This is a genomic window from Enterobacter sp. MG-EB028 (assembly GCF_056673305.1).
Genome location: NZ_CP195079.1, coordinates 3,176,872 through 3,191,384, shown reverse-complemented (window position 1 = coordinate 3,191,384; position 14,513 = coordinate 3,176,872). Strand labels below are relative to the sequence as shown.

Below are 14,513 nucleotides of genomic sequence, written 5' to 3'. Positions count from 1 at the left end.
GTCTCACTTGGGTATACCCGCTTGTGATTGACGTGAAGGCCCTCCCGACGCAACAGCTGCCAGATGCGGCGGTAGCCAAAACGCCTGCGCTCTCGTGCCAGCTCAGTGATGCGCCCTGATAAATGCGCATCAGCTGCCGGACGCTGAGCCTCATAGCGGCAGGTCGACAGGGGCAAACCTGTAAGCCGGCAGGCACGACGTTGCGACAGACCGGTCGCATCACACATAAACTCAACGGCTTCCTGCTTCTGGCCTGTCGTCAGTACTTTCGCCCCAGAGCTACCTGAAGTGCCTCCTTATCCAGCATGGCTTCGGCAAGTAGCTTCTTGAGGCGGGCGTTCTCCTCTTCAAGAGATTTAAGCCGCTTCACCTCAGGAACTTCCATGCCACCAAACTTCTTGTGCCAGGTGTAGAAAGTGGCGTCGGAAATGGCGTGCTTACGGCAGAGCTCACGGGTAGAAACTCTGGCTTCCGCTTCGCGAAGAATACTGATGATCTGTTCGTCGGAAAAACGCTTCTTCATGGGGATGTCCTCATGTAGCTTATGAAGACATTACTAACATCGGGGTGTATTAATCAACGGGGAGCAGGTCAAACAGTGACAATCTTAAGAAAGTGCTATACGTGGCTCTCGACGGCGGTGGCGTAATGCATACCGAGTGTGATTCTTCATACAGCTTCTTTGCGTACACTTTTAATCAGATACTGAAGGCCGCAACGTGGGCAAAAAGTTTCACTGTGCTTGGCGCTGATGTAAATCGCAGCGGGTTTGTCTGGATGGCAGAGAACGTCGCTCAGAAGGCGGTTCAGGAAGCGGGTGAACACCTTCAGCCTGATCCCGAGAGACGTAAGCATAAAAAAGTGCCTATCAAGATCGTGGTTGTTCTCTCGGAAGATATCAATAGAGCGGGGCAGTCAGAACTCGCAAATGTCTTTAATAATCATCTGAACGAGATTCGGCAGACTGTTGGCAAGGAATTTATCTTCGCCACTAACAGGGATAAAACCATCTGCGACTTCCAGACCATCGGACTCACTGAGCTTGGTGATCGCATGGGAGGGGAAGCAGTCTCGATGTCGAGCTACTGAATGAACAACTACCAAGGTGTTCATTGTGCCGTGTTCCTCGGATGTGCAAATCTGGGCGATAAAGACCGTAAGCGATGGGCAGACTATTGCGAACGTATCGGTTGGGATTTTGAAACGGTGATGGAGAAGAAGCGCCAGGCAATGTATTTTGAACGGTGCTACCAATTTCTTAGCCGAACATCCATTCGCAACACTGATACCGATCACCCTCTGGTGTTTGTCGTTCCCGACATGGCGGCAGCGGAATACCTCAAAACCTATTACTTCCCTGGCTCAACCATCGTATGCCTTGGAATCAAGAAAGCTGGAAAGCAGCAGGAAACGCGTTTGAAGATGCTGGAACATAAGGCTCAAGGGCTAACACCGAAGGAAACGGCTGAAGCGATGGGTGTGTCTCTGAGAACAGTTCGAAGCTACTGGAACCAAGAGGTTTGCTTATGATCACCGCACTTTATTGGTATCTGCTATTCCTGTTTATCTGGGATGTAATCCGCACCTTTGAACGACGTAGAAAAACAGAACGCAAAACTGAATCTCGGAATCCATGAGGTTTAGGTTATATCACAAAGGAGCTTAACGGCCCCTTTTTTCGTTTCTTTGGTGGGGTACAAACTGAGGTACAAGCTGGGGTACAGCGTGAAGAAGCGATAACCGGAAGGGCGGGCTTGCAACAGCAAGTAACTTCCCCTAATCTGGCAAAAAGTAAGTCAATTCTTACCAAATGACTCGGGGTGCCCTTCTTTGTGAAGGCTGAGAAATACCCGTATTACCTGATCTGGATAATGCCAGCGTAGTCCTGGCGATTTTCCTCAAATAAATCAAAAGATTATTACTCCTTTTCGTCCCGTATTGTTCAGCCGTAACACATTGAGGCTCTCCAAATGGGACACAAAACCATACGCCACACCATTAAACGTAACGGAATCTATTACGTTCGCTTCCGTCTGCCTGATAACAAGTTTTTCCGTAAGTCGTTAGAGACTGACAGCCACACCCAGGCGCAGTTGCTCATGTCTTTTGCTTCTCCTGTAATCCCTCTGGTTCAACGTGGAACCATCCAACCGGATCACTTCGGTAAGCGTCTTTCCGAGTATGGCGATAGCCTGAAGCAGCAGAACGAACAATGGCTGGCGCAACAATTTCTTAGTGAGGAACGTCGCAATCTTCAGCCGAAAGTTGTTCAGAAATACCGCGAGGTTTTTACATATTCTGAAGATGAGGAAGAACAAACAGAAGCACAGGCAAAGGATGTGTTAACACTTGCTGGTGCTTGGAATATGTACAAAAAGGAGAAGGCCCAAAACTGGACGAAGGCAATTTCACAGGCCAATGAGCGCTTTATGGAAGTCCTGCTGATTGTCATAGGCACATCTACAGACGTAACCACGATCACAAAAAAAGATATCAAGCAGGTGATGGAAGTAGTTGAAAATTTGCCAAAGCGTGTTGTGCAGCCTTATCGGTCAATGACGGTTCAGCAACTCATCGAGTGCGATGATGTACCGCCTGAGGATTTGGTTGGCGCTGAGTCTATCCACAAGCATTTGAAGATTTACAAATCGCTGTTTAAAACCTTCCTGACTGATAATAAAGATATTCTGGAGAAGTCTCCGACTGATGGAATAGTAGCCGCACCGTCAAAAGCGAGGTTTGGAGCATACAGTGCAGCAGAAATGAGAAAGTTTGTGGGGTGGGCACTTAAGCAGCCTGATGGTTGGCAGAAGTGGATCACCCTGTTGTTGGCGTATACAGGAGCAAGAAGAGGGGAGATCGCCAAGCTGGAGAAATCACAGATCAAATTTGATGAAGATAGCCAGCGGCACTATCTCCTGATCGCGGAAGGAGGGCAGGGGAAAACTGAGAACGCGACTAGACAGGTAGTGATCCATCCAAAACTAATCGAGTGGGGTTTCCTTGATTTCGTTAACCGTCAATGGAAAGAGAAGATTTTCTCGCCTGTATCGGGTAAGAACATGCCTAAAATCGGCAAGGTCTTGGCTGATGTCCGTGATGAGCTTGGTATTCCTTACCTTGATGACTATGGACAGCGGCGACTGGTACATAGCTTCCGGCATACCATGATTTCAACCTGTTTAGCTGGATGGGTTGGCAACTTAGCGCATTTACAACAGGTAGTCGGACATGAGAAAACTGGGACAGGGATCACAAAAAGATATATGCATACCTTCCCCCTCTTCACAGTTTGTTATGTTATTGATGAGTTAGACTGGCTCTGAGCCAAAGGTCGCAAGGTATGCTTGCTGTCATTATAATATGCATTAAAGATTTTTTTTTGCAGCAATTTGACGGGCAAACCTTGTATTATTCATAAACAGAAAAGTAAAAATTATAAAGGACTATCATGGCTGATTATATTAATAGTAACATTCTTAGCCAGTCATATGTACATGTTGAGCCTGAATGGCTTTTAACTGTTAATGGAGAGAAAAAACAAGAAGCCATCGAAAGAATTAGGAATATCATTAAAGCCCATGCCGAAGAGCGAATGAGATTTTTCCTCTATGATGATGTCGATATTGAAGTAACTTTCGAAGATGGTTCTATAAAGGCTCGTATTACAGCTTATGGTAAAATATGCGTATTATTAACGGCTCTTAATCCAGTCGGAAACTTTGTTGCAAACTATGATTCATACAGAAACGGGATAAAAACGATTGTTTCTGATGTGGCAAGATTAAGCGATGTTGTCAACTCTGAAGTTTTGTTCCAGACAAAATCTAGAAGTAAGAGTGAAATTATCAGGGTTGAGGCTAGAAAAGGAATTGTTGGCTCACTTGACAATATAAATAAAAAGATAAATGAAATTAGTTACAAAACAAGAGTAAACAAAAAAAATTCAGTAATGTCTATATATAATTCACTCTTGGAGTTACACAAAAATATCCTTGATTTAATGGATAACGTAAATGATGTGAACGATAGAAATCTTGTTAGAACAGCGCTCATTGATGGTGTTAAAAATTTAAATTTGGGGAAAGGCGCATTTGACCTTACTGATCCAATGTCGAGAAATATGCATGATGATTTGTTAAAGGAAAGGGATGAATTAGTAAGGAATTTGGAAAGTTATAAATAGTAAACACTAAGATTACAGTGCGCTATTTTTTTTGCTTTTCTAAGAAATTTAAAAGGGGCTTGCACCCCTTTTTTTATTTTGACAACCATAATTGTGGACGTCTAAAATTCTTGTGTTCTATATAAAATATAATATCTTTCCATAATTCATCATTGCTTTTCCAGAAAGACTCTTTTTCTTTGGCAGTAATGACTGAGCTTTCATCTATAGCTTCCCTGAGGATAAATGGCATGTCGTAGTAAGGTTTTTTCCATAAGAGATTACGTAAATAATGCAATTCTTTTTTCGCATGTTCAACCTGCTCAATCATTTTTTGATTAGTCACATGATCTGAAATAGGTTTGTTATCAACCCAAAGTCGATATTGTTCTTCTAGTTTATCATGATGTGTTTTTAAAATTATTTTTGCTTCTTCTAATAATATAGAGCACATATCAAAAGTTGTGAAGTAATACCAGTCCTTCTTTATTTCATCTAATTCTTTGTCACTTACATTAATTCTTCTTAATTCATTTGATATAGACGTTACAAGATTAAACAGGTCTTTGTTTGAAGTGGCGGTATCCATTCTTCCTGTTCTCGATGCCAATGAAATTGCAACTTCAGAAATAGGTATGGAAATTTTTCTCAAACTATCTAACACATTTTCTGCATCGCTTATTGTATCCCTTAACTTTGCTTCAAGCCCAAGTATTTTTATCTCGCTCCAATCGAATTGAGTAATAACCATTATTCCTAGACCTGCTCCAATTATGACGGTTCCTCTCGTAGCACTTAAAGTGAAAGTTGCATAAATACCAAAAAGAATTAATGCTAACGCCATGAAAAAAAGTGTGTTTTTTACCAAGGTGTGTTTAAGCATATCTATGTGCTCATTAGGTTAAATGTTCTGAAATTATACATTATTTTTTTTCTTTAAAAATAGAGACCTTGAACAATTAAAGACCTTTCGTTTTTTACACTGTCAAAGGTATCTGGATGTGGGTTCTACTGCGAGCGAGTAACTAAAGTAAATGAATACGTGGTATTTTTGTAAGTACAGAGGCGCTTCCCCCATGTAACTCTTGTTCGTTATGATTTTGCCTTCCTTCGGTGAGGTGAAGCACAACAAAGGTTGATTAGCGCAGCATTGTGAAGAGAGATATTTCATTCTCATCAATCTTTGAACAATAAAAAAGGCCAACCCGATAAGGTCAGCCTTTTAAAATTCAGTGATTTAGCGAAGTTTATGCTTTTTCCCCAGTAGCACATTCAAAGCATATTCAAAGCCGTGTTGCGCCTCTAAACGACAAAGGGTGATATTACAGATCCCCAACTTCTTACACAGCGCCTTACGGTTAATTACTTCCGCCGTACCAGAAACATAGACTTGGCCAGCGCCGGGGATATTGATTGAAACTTTCATGTGTTACCTCAGTGTAAAAGTAAAAATGAATATAACCGGAAGAGATAACCCCAGCCGATACCCAAAGGGCGCGACTGGGGGCATTCTCTATTACTTCAGCTTGACGTTCAGCATGTAGTTCGGGCGCAGGTTCAGAGGAATGAAGCTCGCCTCTTGGTGAACGGTCACCATGCCGTAACGGTCAGTCATTACTTTCTGGTAGTAAGGGCTGATCACACCTTTAGCGGCAATATCCTGATTACGGGACGCCGGGCCGTGTACCAGTTTGAACGGGTTACGATCTGCTGTATTGAACTTTGGAACGAACAGGCCGGAACCTTCTTCGATTTCGTAGCGGTCATCGTCCGCCAGAATGAAAGTAATGTTGCCAATGCTGAAGGAGTCATAACCCGCAGTGTTAACCGGAATCAGAGTGCCTTTTGCAGCTTCAGCCACTTTATTAGTGATCAGGCTGGTTACTTCTGGGTGGCTCGCTAGTACGTCATACAGATCCGGGGAGCAGAAGCAATAGAAGCGGTCCAGATAGGAGCGGCTCGCGCCGTACTCTTTAACCAACATGCGGCGAATCTTCGCAAGCTGTGCATAGACGTTAGCGCCTGCTGATCCGTCGAGGTCGAAACTCAGCGGAGCAGTACCAAACACAGCGTTAAAATCTACGTCGCCGTCATCCGTTTTAGCCGCTTTCGCTTCCTGCTTGAACAGGGCGCGGGCCAGTGTGCTTTCAACTGTTTCCAGATGATAGTTACGCATACGAATAGCTTTATCAGCAATAACAGATGTGATCGCCTGAGCCTGATCCGGGTTAGCCGGGCTTACCAGGCCTTGCCAGTCAGCGGTTTTTACATCCGCCTCAGTGGCATAGTGTGGGATCTCCTGGTTACGCAGGATGGTTTTATCCATCTTGATCGCGTTAACTTCGGTGCCATAGCGGGCAACCTGCTCCAGTTCACTAACCTGAGTTTCCACAATATCCACAATCTGGGCGTTTGGAGTGGTTGAGTTAACATCGGAGAAGATACCCAGATCAGAGATCAGGTAATTACCTGCGGGCTGATCTTTGATCGCCGCTACAGTGTCCAGCTTTTCAAACTGTTTAAAATCAATAGCCATTGTGTGATTTCCTTATGCTTTGAAGTAATCGGCGTTAACTGCCAGGCGAATATCACCGGAGGCTGTCAGCGCTTCCAGTGCGGCTTTTTTGCTCGCGGCGTCTTTAGCACGTAGGGCAAAATCGGTAATCACAACATGGCGATCCACGATAACCAGCGTTTTGGGCTTGCCATCGGCGGACATATTGGAAAGGTTAATGATCGGCTTGCCAGCGTCAGCGGCGGCGGAGTCGAACAGGGCAAAAGTTTTGCTGTCCAGAATATCGCCACAGTAGACGTCAGCCGGGAGGCTTGGGGCGGTTACTTCGGTGCGGTCAAACAGGCTGGAGGCGTAATTCACGATTACGTCACCTTGCGTTACCGGGTAGCGCTCGGAAGTTTTCATAAAGGTTTTCCTTATGGAGGGTTTTAGACGTGGAGAGAGTCCACAGGGTGATCCGGCGTTGCACCGGATATAAGGACCGCCACAGAGGACAATCCGAATTGTTGGAAGATGGGAGGCCGTGGTGTGAATAGAAGAGGGCGGCATCCGCGCCGCCCTTTCTCATCTGGCTCTCTCTCACCCTCACCCTCGCAGGGTGGGGAAGGATATTTATCCTTTTGTGTGGATACTTGCCGCCCCTGGTGGCGTCACGCCAATAGCGCCAACCTTTTGGCAAATACCCACAAAAAAGAACCCGGCTGGAGGAACCGGGATGAAGGCAATGTAACTTACTGTATGATCACTTGTTTTCCTGTGTAGCCTCAGAGCCTTACATGATTTGCTTTTATGGTTCAGCAAAGAAGCCACAGAGGAAAACGGGCACCCTGAACGCGCCCGGAAACCATCGACGCAAATCAATAGTTTATCGTTGAGACCAGGTAACCAGCCCGGCCCAAGTGTGGACCCCGTGGAGGGCCATACAATCGAAGGAGATCCGCTTGTATTCTGAAGAGCCGCAGTTAGCGATGCTTAAGAATAAGCCCTGTTGGCGCAAGGCTTATGATTAGAGGCGTTTTGAATCGTAGGAGTGTCAACAACTGGCGGAACTTGAGGAGAGGACCGCACACAAAGCATTCTGGCAAGTGGAGTTGAAAGAACGCTTTGGGTGAGGGCCGGAGCGGGGGAGAAGTCCGCCCGGCTCTCTTTTACAGATCCTGAAGGTTGGCTAAAACCCTTTATCTGTAAGGTGTGAGGCGGCAAGTTGCAAAACGGTAATTTCGATATGCTCACCACATCCCACACCATGTATATTATTTTAACACGAATGATTATCATTTGCAATAAAAATTAATTGCATTGTGTTGTTTGGTGTGCTAGTTGGTCGCCGTGCTAGGGGCGGACCTGTACAATATTTATTGATAGGCGAGGGTGTCGTGCTGGCACTTTTTACAACATGACCATGTAGCCTAAAAGGCACACAAGAGTATATAACTACATAAAACCTCGCTACGCTCGCCCTCCGGGCTACGGTTTTATTGATCTTATATTATAACTTCATTCAATAACTAATTGTTTTCACAATTAATTATTTCATTCGTTATAATGTATTCTTAAAACCTTCTCGCCCTTCCGGGCTTACCAGGTTTTAGGCCTTTGGCCTGTTTTCCCACAGTGTGGAGTCTCGCCCGTGTGGCTCACTCCAGGGGAGGGGGGGTCATATTGACCCCGAGGGGTGTATGATTCTTTACAGGGTGTAGTGACAAAATGTCACAACGTGTTATGACAGATTGGCACAACGTGTTATGACAAAATGTCACATAATAAGATAACTAATAAAACACCCTTAAAAGACAAACACCAAAGGCCAGGTCAAGATCTTTAGGGAGTGTTGGGAAATCGTAGATTGATTGGGAAGAGACTGATCTCTTTAAGCGTCCTACAGACGCGCCTCTTTGGCAGCGCTCGCACCAGCGAGCAAGACCCCTTTGGAACACCGCACGATGTAAGGTGACCTCTGGGCGGCGGGGTGGGGGTCCCCCGGCCCGGTACAGCGTACAGAACCACAAGCAGCAGGAACCCACCTAAACGCGCCGCTGTGGCGCTCTCCCATCCGTAGACAAGGAAACACCCTATAAACGCCCTCCGGCGCTCTGAGAGCTTTACAGCGGCTTTCTATGTCTCTAGCACAATAAACAACTGAGCGCAAGATAAATCAAGAAGGTTGTTGCGAATCATTGTCAAATAGTGTAAAATAGATACTGTGATTAGGGATTTAATCGATATATATAACCCCATCATACTATAACCCATTTGAAAGGAGATTGCAATGAGTATTTACCTCGATGTTGAAAAAATGGTTGAACGTGTCGATCAGCGTGACCTGACCCGTAAGACCCTGACAGAAACCCGTAGCCGAATGAAAGCCGCCGGACGTATGGGAGAAGTTGAAGCGATTACGCAGGCCCTTGAACTGACCAAATCAAAAGCATCCGGCGTTATGCGTCAGTCGCAACGTATCGCTGCAAAGGTCACCGAGATGGACGCAGAGAAAGCACTTGAAGTTAAAGCAGCCGTTTCGCTGTTCGCTTCCAAGTCTACAGACATGCAAGCCTCCATTGTGCTGGCGTTCCAATCCCTCTTTGAGGCTAAAGGCGTCCCGATGGAATACGACGAAGTGATGGCCTTTATCATGCTGCAAGCGGCGGATCAGTTTGAGCGTATCACCGGAGAGTTGCCCGTTATCGTTCACTAATTATTCATTTACTTTTTGGAGAGGAAACAATGAGCAAATATCAGCCGTATGTTGATTTGAGTGATTCCCCTGTGTTGTCGGCGTATGCACAGCAGACGATCAACCAGTTGGACCCGACCTTGTCTAGCGACATTTACGAAATGTTGACGCAGCTCCCGCCGTCCAGAATGGTGACGATTGGCAACCCGGCGATCACCGCCCCGGCGTCATGGTGGGGTGATTGGTTCGGCCTCAACCTCACCGCTGAAGATATCGCAGAATTACAGGAGATTGATCTCTAATGCAGATTGAATTTTCCCCCGAAGTGGCGGATCAGCTTTTTGGGTTGGCCCGCACAAAGAAGCACGGCTCCGCCTACGCAATCGTAAGAAAAGCAGTTAAGCAGTATTTGGATTCAGTTGAAGCTATTAACCCTGTTGAAGAGGATTTAACCCATGACCGCAGCACCCGCAGCAAGTAAGCCGTTTACCGCAATCCCGCATGACCTTGCGGACATTGAACAGATCAGCGGTAAGGCGTTTACCATGAACATGGTTTACACCTACAGCCTGATCAAATCCTTCCAGGACAATGGGCAAACGGCGTATTTCTCACAGGAGCTTTTGGCCCGTCGCCTAGGGGCATCCATCCGCAGCGTGATCCGCCTCCTGGCGGAGATGGTGGAAATGGGATTGATCAACAGTACCGGGCGCGTGGGTGGCAAGACCTGCCATTACACAGTTAACCCGATCACCCCGGAAATGGTGGTAACCCATGAAGCCGCCAAACCTGAAGTAACCAAACCAACCGCAGCACCCCAACCCGTGGAGACCGTAGAGAATGCAGGAAGTAACCAGCCTGGAATTGTTAAATGTGGATCTGAAAGCGTACATAGAAGCCGCCCGGCGTCGTCTGGAGTTGCTCCTGTGGACCACAGCGGGGGCGCTGTTCGTCCCGCTCCTGTCCCTGTGCCAGTAGAGCAGGGGGCCGCAAACGATGATTTACGTAACCCTGTTATTAATTATGTGGCTGGCTCTAATGTGATGATGGTCAACGGCGTGCCTGTTGAATATCTGGAGCCAGAAGAAAGCGCCATTGATAAGTTTGGTGATGCCTTCTAAAAATGTGCAATTGATTTCCCACTAATAGCACTTTACACCAAAATCCCGCCGTTTACAACCCTTTGGAGAGTCTCGCATGAATAACTTTATCACTACTAAATTCAACGCCTTAACCTCTGAAGAGGAAGCCGCAGTAAATGCACTGGCGGAGAAATTAGCAGCAAACAAGCCCCGTCGGATTATGGATGAGAGCCATTTAACCCCAGATCAAATCCTGAAGATCAAGCGGGCCTGTATTCAGGGCCATAGTGCTAAAGCCATCCAAGCGGCCTTTAACGTGTCGCTGGCTTACGTCCTGAGAGTAAAGCGCTCCCATAACCCTATGAAGTACCAGAAGACCCCGCTCACCTTGCCAGAAAAGGCAGTGTTGGCCCAGCAGATGGACGCCGATAATTTGAGCGTGGATAAAATGGCGGAACTTCTGGGGATCAACAGTAAGATGGTTTCCCTACTTCTTACCCAACCTTCACCCCGTTACCTGGTGGAGCAAATGCTCCCGTATGACCAAGTTTTACAGAACCTCCACAGCGCCCGTTACGTGGAAAGCCCTGTATACAAAAAAGGGACGAGTATGCGCCGTGTGCGACTGATCATTTCTGAAGCTCGTCAGCAGGCCCGCCAGGTAATCATTAAATCCCGGTAATTATGTCCAACCCAACGGAATGGGACCTAAAGGATTACTTAGGTTCCAAACTGGTTAAGCGTCAGACAAGACTCTCTAACTTTCTCGCCTCCCTTCTCTATATCCCCTTTAAGCCCGCTTCCCTCCTCCTGTGGGTAGTGGTAATCACTTTCATTATAAGGACTCTCTCAAATGCACCCCTTTGAACTACTGAAACGCCAGCTTGACGAAATGGCGAAATCCCGCCAGGTAGAGCAGGCCCAAGAGGAAGCCACCGCCCGTGAACTCCGCAAGGCACAGGCCGATCTCTCCCTGGACGAGGCTATTGCTCTGTACGGTACACAGTTGGAAGCCTCCACAGAGGCCGCAGACAGCGCCCAGAAGGGCCGCGCCATTAAGAGCCGGGGAATTGCTCTGTGTCACAAAGACCAGGGCTACAGCGCCAACGGTCGCCCGGTCTCTCTCCTGACCAAATCCGCAGACCTGCCAGCAGGTAAACGCCGGGTAATCATCAACAAGGCAGCAGGGCGCACCCTGAAGGCCACCAAACTGGAAGGGGCTGAATAATGAGCGGTAACGTGATTCTGACGAAAACCGTAAATAGAACGGTTTTTACTATAGATTCAGCAAGTTACAGAAAGACGGTTGACCGTATCAAACAGGTGGGGAAAGAGTGGGATAAAGTCTCCTCTAAAATGAAGCCTCTACGGATGAAATTTGAGGAAAACGCCTACACCAAGATCCGCCGGAAACAGCAGGACGCCGCCGCAAAAGCAGCACTGGCAGAAGCCAAAGCCAAAGCGGCAGCGGAGGCCAAAGTAGCCAAAGCACAGATCGCAGCGGAGCGCAAACTCCAGACAATCCGAGCTAAAGCCATCCGCTTTAATACCGCAGCGGCTAACGCCAACGTGACCCCGGCCCAACGTGCTGGACACCTCCAGGAGTTTGGACAGCTTACTAAAGAGTTTCATCGGGGTAGCATTGCCCTTTCCGAGTACAACGCCCGTGTGTCACGCCTTCAGCAAACCATGCGCCAACAAGGCCGGGTAGGCATGAGGGGAGCCACAATTCCCGTAACCGCCAAAGTTAACAAACTGGACACCTCCATGATCGAGGGTGCAGGCGGGGCGATCACAATTGCCGCCACTGTGGCACTCTCCGGTAAGATCATGACCACCGGACAGGATTTTGAATCCGCTATGTCTGGTCTTACAGCGATCACCGGTTCCACAGAGAAAGCCGCTAAAGAGTTTGAGTATCTCAAAGAACAGTCCAACCGTTTGGGGCTGAACCTCCTGGAGACTTCCCGTGATTACACTCAGTTTGCCGCCGCTGTTGGTGACAAGCTCCCTAAAGACCAGATGCGATCCATCTTTGAGGGTGCCAGTGAATGGGGCCTTGTAACTGGTGCCTCCGCAGATGAGCAATCACGTGCTTTGAAATCGCTCAATCAAATGATGTCTAAGGGAACGGTAATGAGTGAAGAACTCAAAGGCCAGTTGTCCGAAGCTCTCCCCGGTTCTGTGGGTCTGTTCGTTAAGGCTCTTAACGACATGAAAGGCGTTACAAACCTGACAGAGAAAGATCTGTTTAAGCTGATGGAAGACGGGAAGCTTTTCTCTAAGGACATCCTCCCACATGTGGCTAAACAGATGAAGGAAGCGGCCCGGCAGGGTGGCGCACTTGATAAGGCGATGAAGTCCAACCGGGCATCATGGCAGCGCCTCAATACCAGTATGCAGAACGCTATGAATGTGTTTTTCAGTTCTGGCTTCGGCAATGAATTAACCAACGCTTTCGACTCAATCAGCGCCGCTATTGACGGGTCTGGTGGAGCCTTTGAGATGTTCGGGCATATCGCCGGGAAGATTGTTGAAGGTGCCACAGATGCGTTTACAGAGTTGGCGGATATTGTGATCCTAACCTTCCGTGTAATTGAGTATTACGCCGCGAAGATGGGGATCAGTGGTGAGCAGCTCAAAGCCTGGGGGGAAATGACAGCATACGCCGCCGGAGTGGCTCTGTTCGCTGGCTCTGTTTACAAGTTGGGCGGGGCTTTCAAGTGGGTTCTCACCATGCTGAACCCTCTTACCAAACTGTTGGGAGTAATGAAGGGGATCGCCGCTATTGGTGGCATTGAAGCCGCTTCTGAAGCTCTGGGTGACGGTAAGCCAGGTAAAGAAGGCAAGCCGGGAACCCCATCAAAGAACACCAAGCCGATCGGCGCGAGCCGTGGCGTTAACTTTGGCCTCCCGGCTATTATCGCCGCTGTATCTCTGAATGACCGCCTTGATCAGATTCAGGCAGACCCGGAAGCGTTTAAGCGCAAGGTACAGGAGAATAAGGATCGGCCCACGCTGTGGACTGACATTATGGAAGCATTCTCCGGCAGTTGGTACGAAAAGCAGCAGAACGCAAACCAGCAGGCAGCACAGACCGCAGCACTCGATCAGACTGTTCGTGTTGCTGTTCCAACCTTCACCCCTCCAACCGTCGCTACGGTTACAGGTGGCTACGGTAACGCACTGATGGCCCCGCCTGCATGGCTAAACCAGCCGCTTAACGTGAACGTCAATGTGAAAGTGCAGGATGGACAAGTTAAGGATCTGGTACGCTCTGAAGTGGAAGCGAACGACAACCGGAACTTTAACATGTTGATGCAGGGCGGGCCGAACTAACCACGTTTGCCGCCCCCAACTATACAAGGCCCTTCGGGGCTTTTTTATTGTGTGTAACCATGAAACCAACCCCTTACTAACCCCATAAATAAATGGCTTTAAATGCGTTTAAATATGTGGCAAAGGGCGAACAAATACTAATTATCTCCGATAAAAGAATCTGTTTTAGTTCGTAAAGTAATCAATTGTGTGACTGGTTGGACTCCCCCGGTGTCTTTAATTCATTGATTTTGTGGTAATTAATTATCATTACAAAGTGAGTGTGTGTAGCATTTTACATGCTTAACCCTAGAAAATTATTTTTCTGGGAAAAACCCGAAGTTAGATGAGGCTGAACCTTACTTGATAATTATTCTCAATCCATCATTCGAATGTGATTTATTCACATCAATGCCGGGCGGTAGCCACCGCCCTAAACCCTTTTTGTGTTTTCGCCACAAGTAAGAGCCTGAAGAGGCGGACGCCTCGAAAGGGGAGGTTATGGGGTTAGGGCGTGGAAGTTATCCACAGGAAAAGCGCGTTACGCACAGGCAGATCAGTTTTACAGTTTACTATGTGGAATTGCTCCCGGATGGGCAGGGAAGAGCCACAGTTATAGGGCGTTTACAGCGTCGGGGAGGCGGACACCCTGGAAGGGTACAGGTCTAATCTGTTGCGTGTATGTTAAAAAGGTGCATGTAACGGTCATTATGTTAAATGGTTGTCTAAAAGTTGACCAAGTTGGACCTTTCACCACTT

General features: G+C 47.4%; 15 protein-coding genes and 1 pseudogene. 11 read left to right on the top strand and 5 right to left on the bottom strand.

The window, feature by feature from the left end; genetic code table 11:
* Window positions 1-11 precede the first annotated feature (11 nt).
* Window positions 12-523: pseudogene (locus ACR42C_RS15145) on the bottom strand (transposase); the annotation flags it as partial.
* Window positions 524-624: 101 nt separating this feature from the next.
* Here ACR42C_RS15145 and ACR42C_RS15140 point away from each other — a divergent pair.
* From ACR42C_RS15140 to ACR42C_RS15125, 4 genes are all read left to right on the top strand, one after another.
* A complete protein-coding gene (locus ACR42C_RS15140) occupies window positions 625-1,089 on the top strand; it encodes a hypothetical protein (RefSeq protein WP_320720931.1) in 465 nt (154 codons plus the stop codon).
* Complete coding sequence (locus ACR42C_RS15135; RefSeq protein ID WP_320720932.1) at window positions 1,090-1,530, top strand: helix-turn-helix transcriptional regulator; 441 nt, start codon at window positions 1,090-1,092, stop codon at window positions 1,528-1,530.
* A 440-nt stretch (window positions 1,531-1,970) separates the two neighbouring features.
* Entirely contained in the window at window positions 1,971-3,326 is a 1,356-nt protein-coding gene (locus tag ACR42C_RS15130; RefSeq protein WP_449508071.1) for a site-specific integrase, read from the top strand.
* 125 nt (window positions 3,327-3,451) lie between these two features.
* Window positions 3,452-4,186 carry a hypothetical protein gene (locus tag ACR42C_RS15125; RefSeq protein ID WP_449508070.1) on the top strand — a complete coding sequence of 245 codons (735 nt, stop codon included), beginning with the start codon at window positions 3,452-3,454 and terminating at the stop codon, window positions 4,184-4,186.
* Between the two features lie 73 nt (window positions 4,187-4,259).
* On the opposite strand, the gene ACR42C_RS15120 is transcribed toward ACR42C_RS15125, so the two are convergent.
* The 4 genes from ACR42C_RS15120 to ACR42C_RS15105 form a co-directional block, all read right to left on the bottom strand.
* Entirely contained in the window at window positions 4,260-5,048 is a 789-nt protein-coding gene (locus ACR42C_RS15120) for a hypothetical protein (protein WP_458667119.1), read from the bottom strand.
* A 354-nt stretch (window positions 5,049-5,402) separates the two neighbouring features.
* Window positions 5,403-5,591, bottom strand: a complete 189-nt coding sequence (locus ACR42C_RS15115) for a hypothetical protein (RefSeq protein ID WP_063859108.1) — start codon at window positions 5,589-5,591, stop codon at window positions 5,403-5,405.
* 90 nt (window positions 5,592-5,681) lie between these two features.
* Window positions 5,682-6,701, bottom strand: coding sequence for a major capsid protein (locus tag ACR42C_RS15110; RefSeq protein WP_449508068.1), 1,020 nt, complete (start codon window positions 6,699-6,701; stop codon window positions 5,682-5,684).
* Between the two features lie 12 nt (window positions 6,702-6,713).
* Window positions 6,714-7,085: a hypothetical protein gene (locus ACR42C_RS15105; RefSeq protein ID WP_039274134.1), complete on the bottom strand. Its 372-nt coding sequence runs from the start codon at window positions 7,083-7,085 to the stop codon at window positions 6,714-6,716.
* A gap of 1,864 nt (window positions 7,086-8,949) precedes the next feature.
* Here ACR42C_RS15105 and ACR42C_RS15100 point away from each other — a divergent pair.
* The 7 genes from ACR42C_RS15100 to ACR42C_RS15070 all read left to right on the top strand — a co-directional run bounded on the left by ACR42C_RS15100 (window position 8,950) and on the right by ACR42C_RS15070 (window position 13,775).
* Window positions 8,950-9,375, top strand: coding sequence for a hypothetical protein (locus ACR42C_RS15100; RefSeq protein ID WP_479984282.1), 426 nt, complete (start codon window positions 8,950-8,952; stop codon window positions 9,373-9,375).
* Window positions 9,376-9,404: 29 nt separating this feature from the next.
* Window positions 9,405-9,656 carry a hypothetical protein gene (locus tag ACR42C_RS15095; protein WP_262770826.1) on the top strand — a complete coding sequence of 84 codons (252 nt, stop codon included), beginning with the start codon at window positions 9,405-9,407 and terminating at the stop codon, window positions 9,654-9,656.
* Entirely contained in the window at window positions 9,656-9,835 is a 180-nt protein-coding gene (locus ACR42C_RS15090; RefSeq protein ID WP_262770828.1) for a hypothetical protein, read from the top strand. The genes ACR42C_RS15095 and ACR42C_RS15090 overlap by 1 nt, the downstream gene beginning before the upstream one ends.
* The gene (locus ACR42C_RS15085) at window positions 9,810-10,475 is read left to right on the top strand and encodes a helix-turn-helix domain-containing protein (protein WP_479984281.1); all 666 of its coding nucleotides are present in this window, start codon (window positions 9,810-9,812) and stop codon (window positions 10,473-10,475) included. The genes ACR42C_RS15090 and ACR42C_RS15085 overlap by 26 nt, the downstream gene beginning before the upstream one ends.
* Window positions 10,476-10,551: 76 nt before the next feature.
* Window positions 10,552-11,118 carry a hypothetical protein gene (locus ACR42C_RS15080; RefSeq protein WP_479984280.1) on the top strand — a complete coding sequence of 189 codons (567 nt, stop codon included), beginning with the start codon at window positions 10,552-10,554 and terminating at the stop codon, window positions 11,116-11,118.
* Window positions 11,119-11,289: 171 nt separating this feature from the next.
* Complete coding sequence (locus ACR42C_RS15075) at window positions 11,290-11,664, top strand: hypothetical protein (RefSeq protein ID WP_479984279.1); 375 nt, start codon at window positions 11,290-11,292, stop codon at window positions 11,662-11,664.
* Window positions 11,664-13,775, top strand: coding sequence for a tape measure protein (locus ACR42C_RS15070; protein ID WP_479984278.1), 2,112 nt, complete (start codon window positions 11,664-11,666; stop codon window positions 13,773-13,775). Before ACR42C_RS15075 ends, ACR42C_RS15070 begins: the two co-directional genes overlap by 1 nt.
* Window positions 13,776-14,513 lie beyond the last annotated feature (738 nt).

Coding starts and splice junctions, on each gene's coding strand:
- ACR42C_RS15135 (WP_320720932.1), top strand. CDS start 1,090: ATGAACAACTACCAAGGTGTTCATTGTGCCGTGTTCCTCGGATGTGCA.
- ACR42C_RS15130 (WP_449508071.1), top strand. CDS start 1,971: ATGGGACACAAAACCATACGCCACACCATTAAACGTAACGGAATCTAT.
- ACR42C_RS15125 (WP_449508070.1), top strand. CDS start 3,452: ATGGCTGATTATATTAATAGTAACATTCTTAGCCAGTCATATGTACAT.
- ACR42C_RS15120 (WP_458667119.1), bottom strand. CDS start 5,048: ATGCTTAAACACACCTTGGTAAAAAACACACTTTTTTTCATGGCGTTA.
- ACR42C_RS15115 (WP_063859108.1), bottom strand. CDS start 5,591: ATGAAAGTTTCAATCAATATCCCCGGCGCTGGCCAAGTCTATGTTTCT.
- ACR42C_RS15110 (WP_449508068.1), bottom strand. CDS start 6,701: ATGGCTATTGATTTTAAACAGTTTGAAAAGCTGGACACTGTAGCGGCG.
- ACR42C_RS15105 (WP_039274134.1), bottom strand. CDS start 7,085: ATGAAAACTTCCGAGCGCTACCCGGTAACGCAAGGTGACGTAATCGTG.
- ACR42C_RS15100 (WP_479984282.1), top strand. CDS start 8,950: ATGAGTATTTACCTCGATGTTGAAAAAATGGTTGAACGTGTCGATCAG.
- ACR42C_RS15095 (WP_262770826.1), top strand. CDS start 9,405: ATGAGCAAATATCAGCCGTATGTTGATTTGAGTGATTCCCCTGTGTTG.
- ACR42C_RS15090 (WP_262770828.1), top strand. CDS start 9,656: ATGCAGATTGAATTTTCCCCCGAAGTGGCGGATCAGCTTTTTGGGTTG.
- ACR42C_RS15085 (WP_479984281.1), top strand. CDS start 9,810: ATGACCGCAGCACCCGCAGCAAGTAAGCCGTTTACCGCAATCCCGCAT.
- ACR42C_RS15080 (WP_479984280.1), top strand. CDS start 10,552: ATGAATAACTTTATCACTACTAAATTCAACGCCTTAACCTCTGAAGAG.
- ACR42C_RS15075 (WP_479984279.1), top strand. CDS start 11,290: ATGCACCCCTTTGAACTACTGAAACGCCAGCTTGACGAAATGGCGAAA.
- ACR42C_RS15070 (WP_479984278.1), top strand. CDS start 11,664: ATGAGCGGTAACGTGATTCTGACGAAAACCGTAAATAGAACGGTTTTT.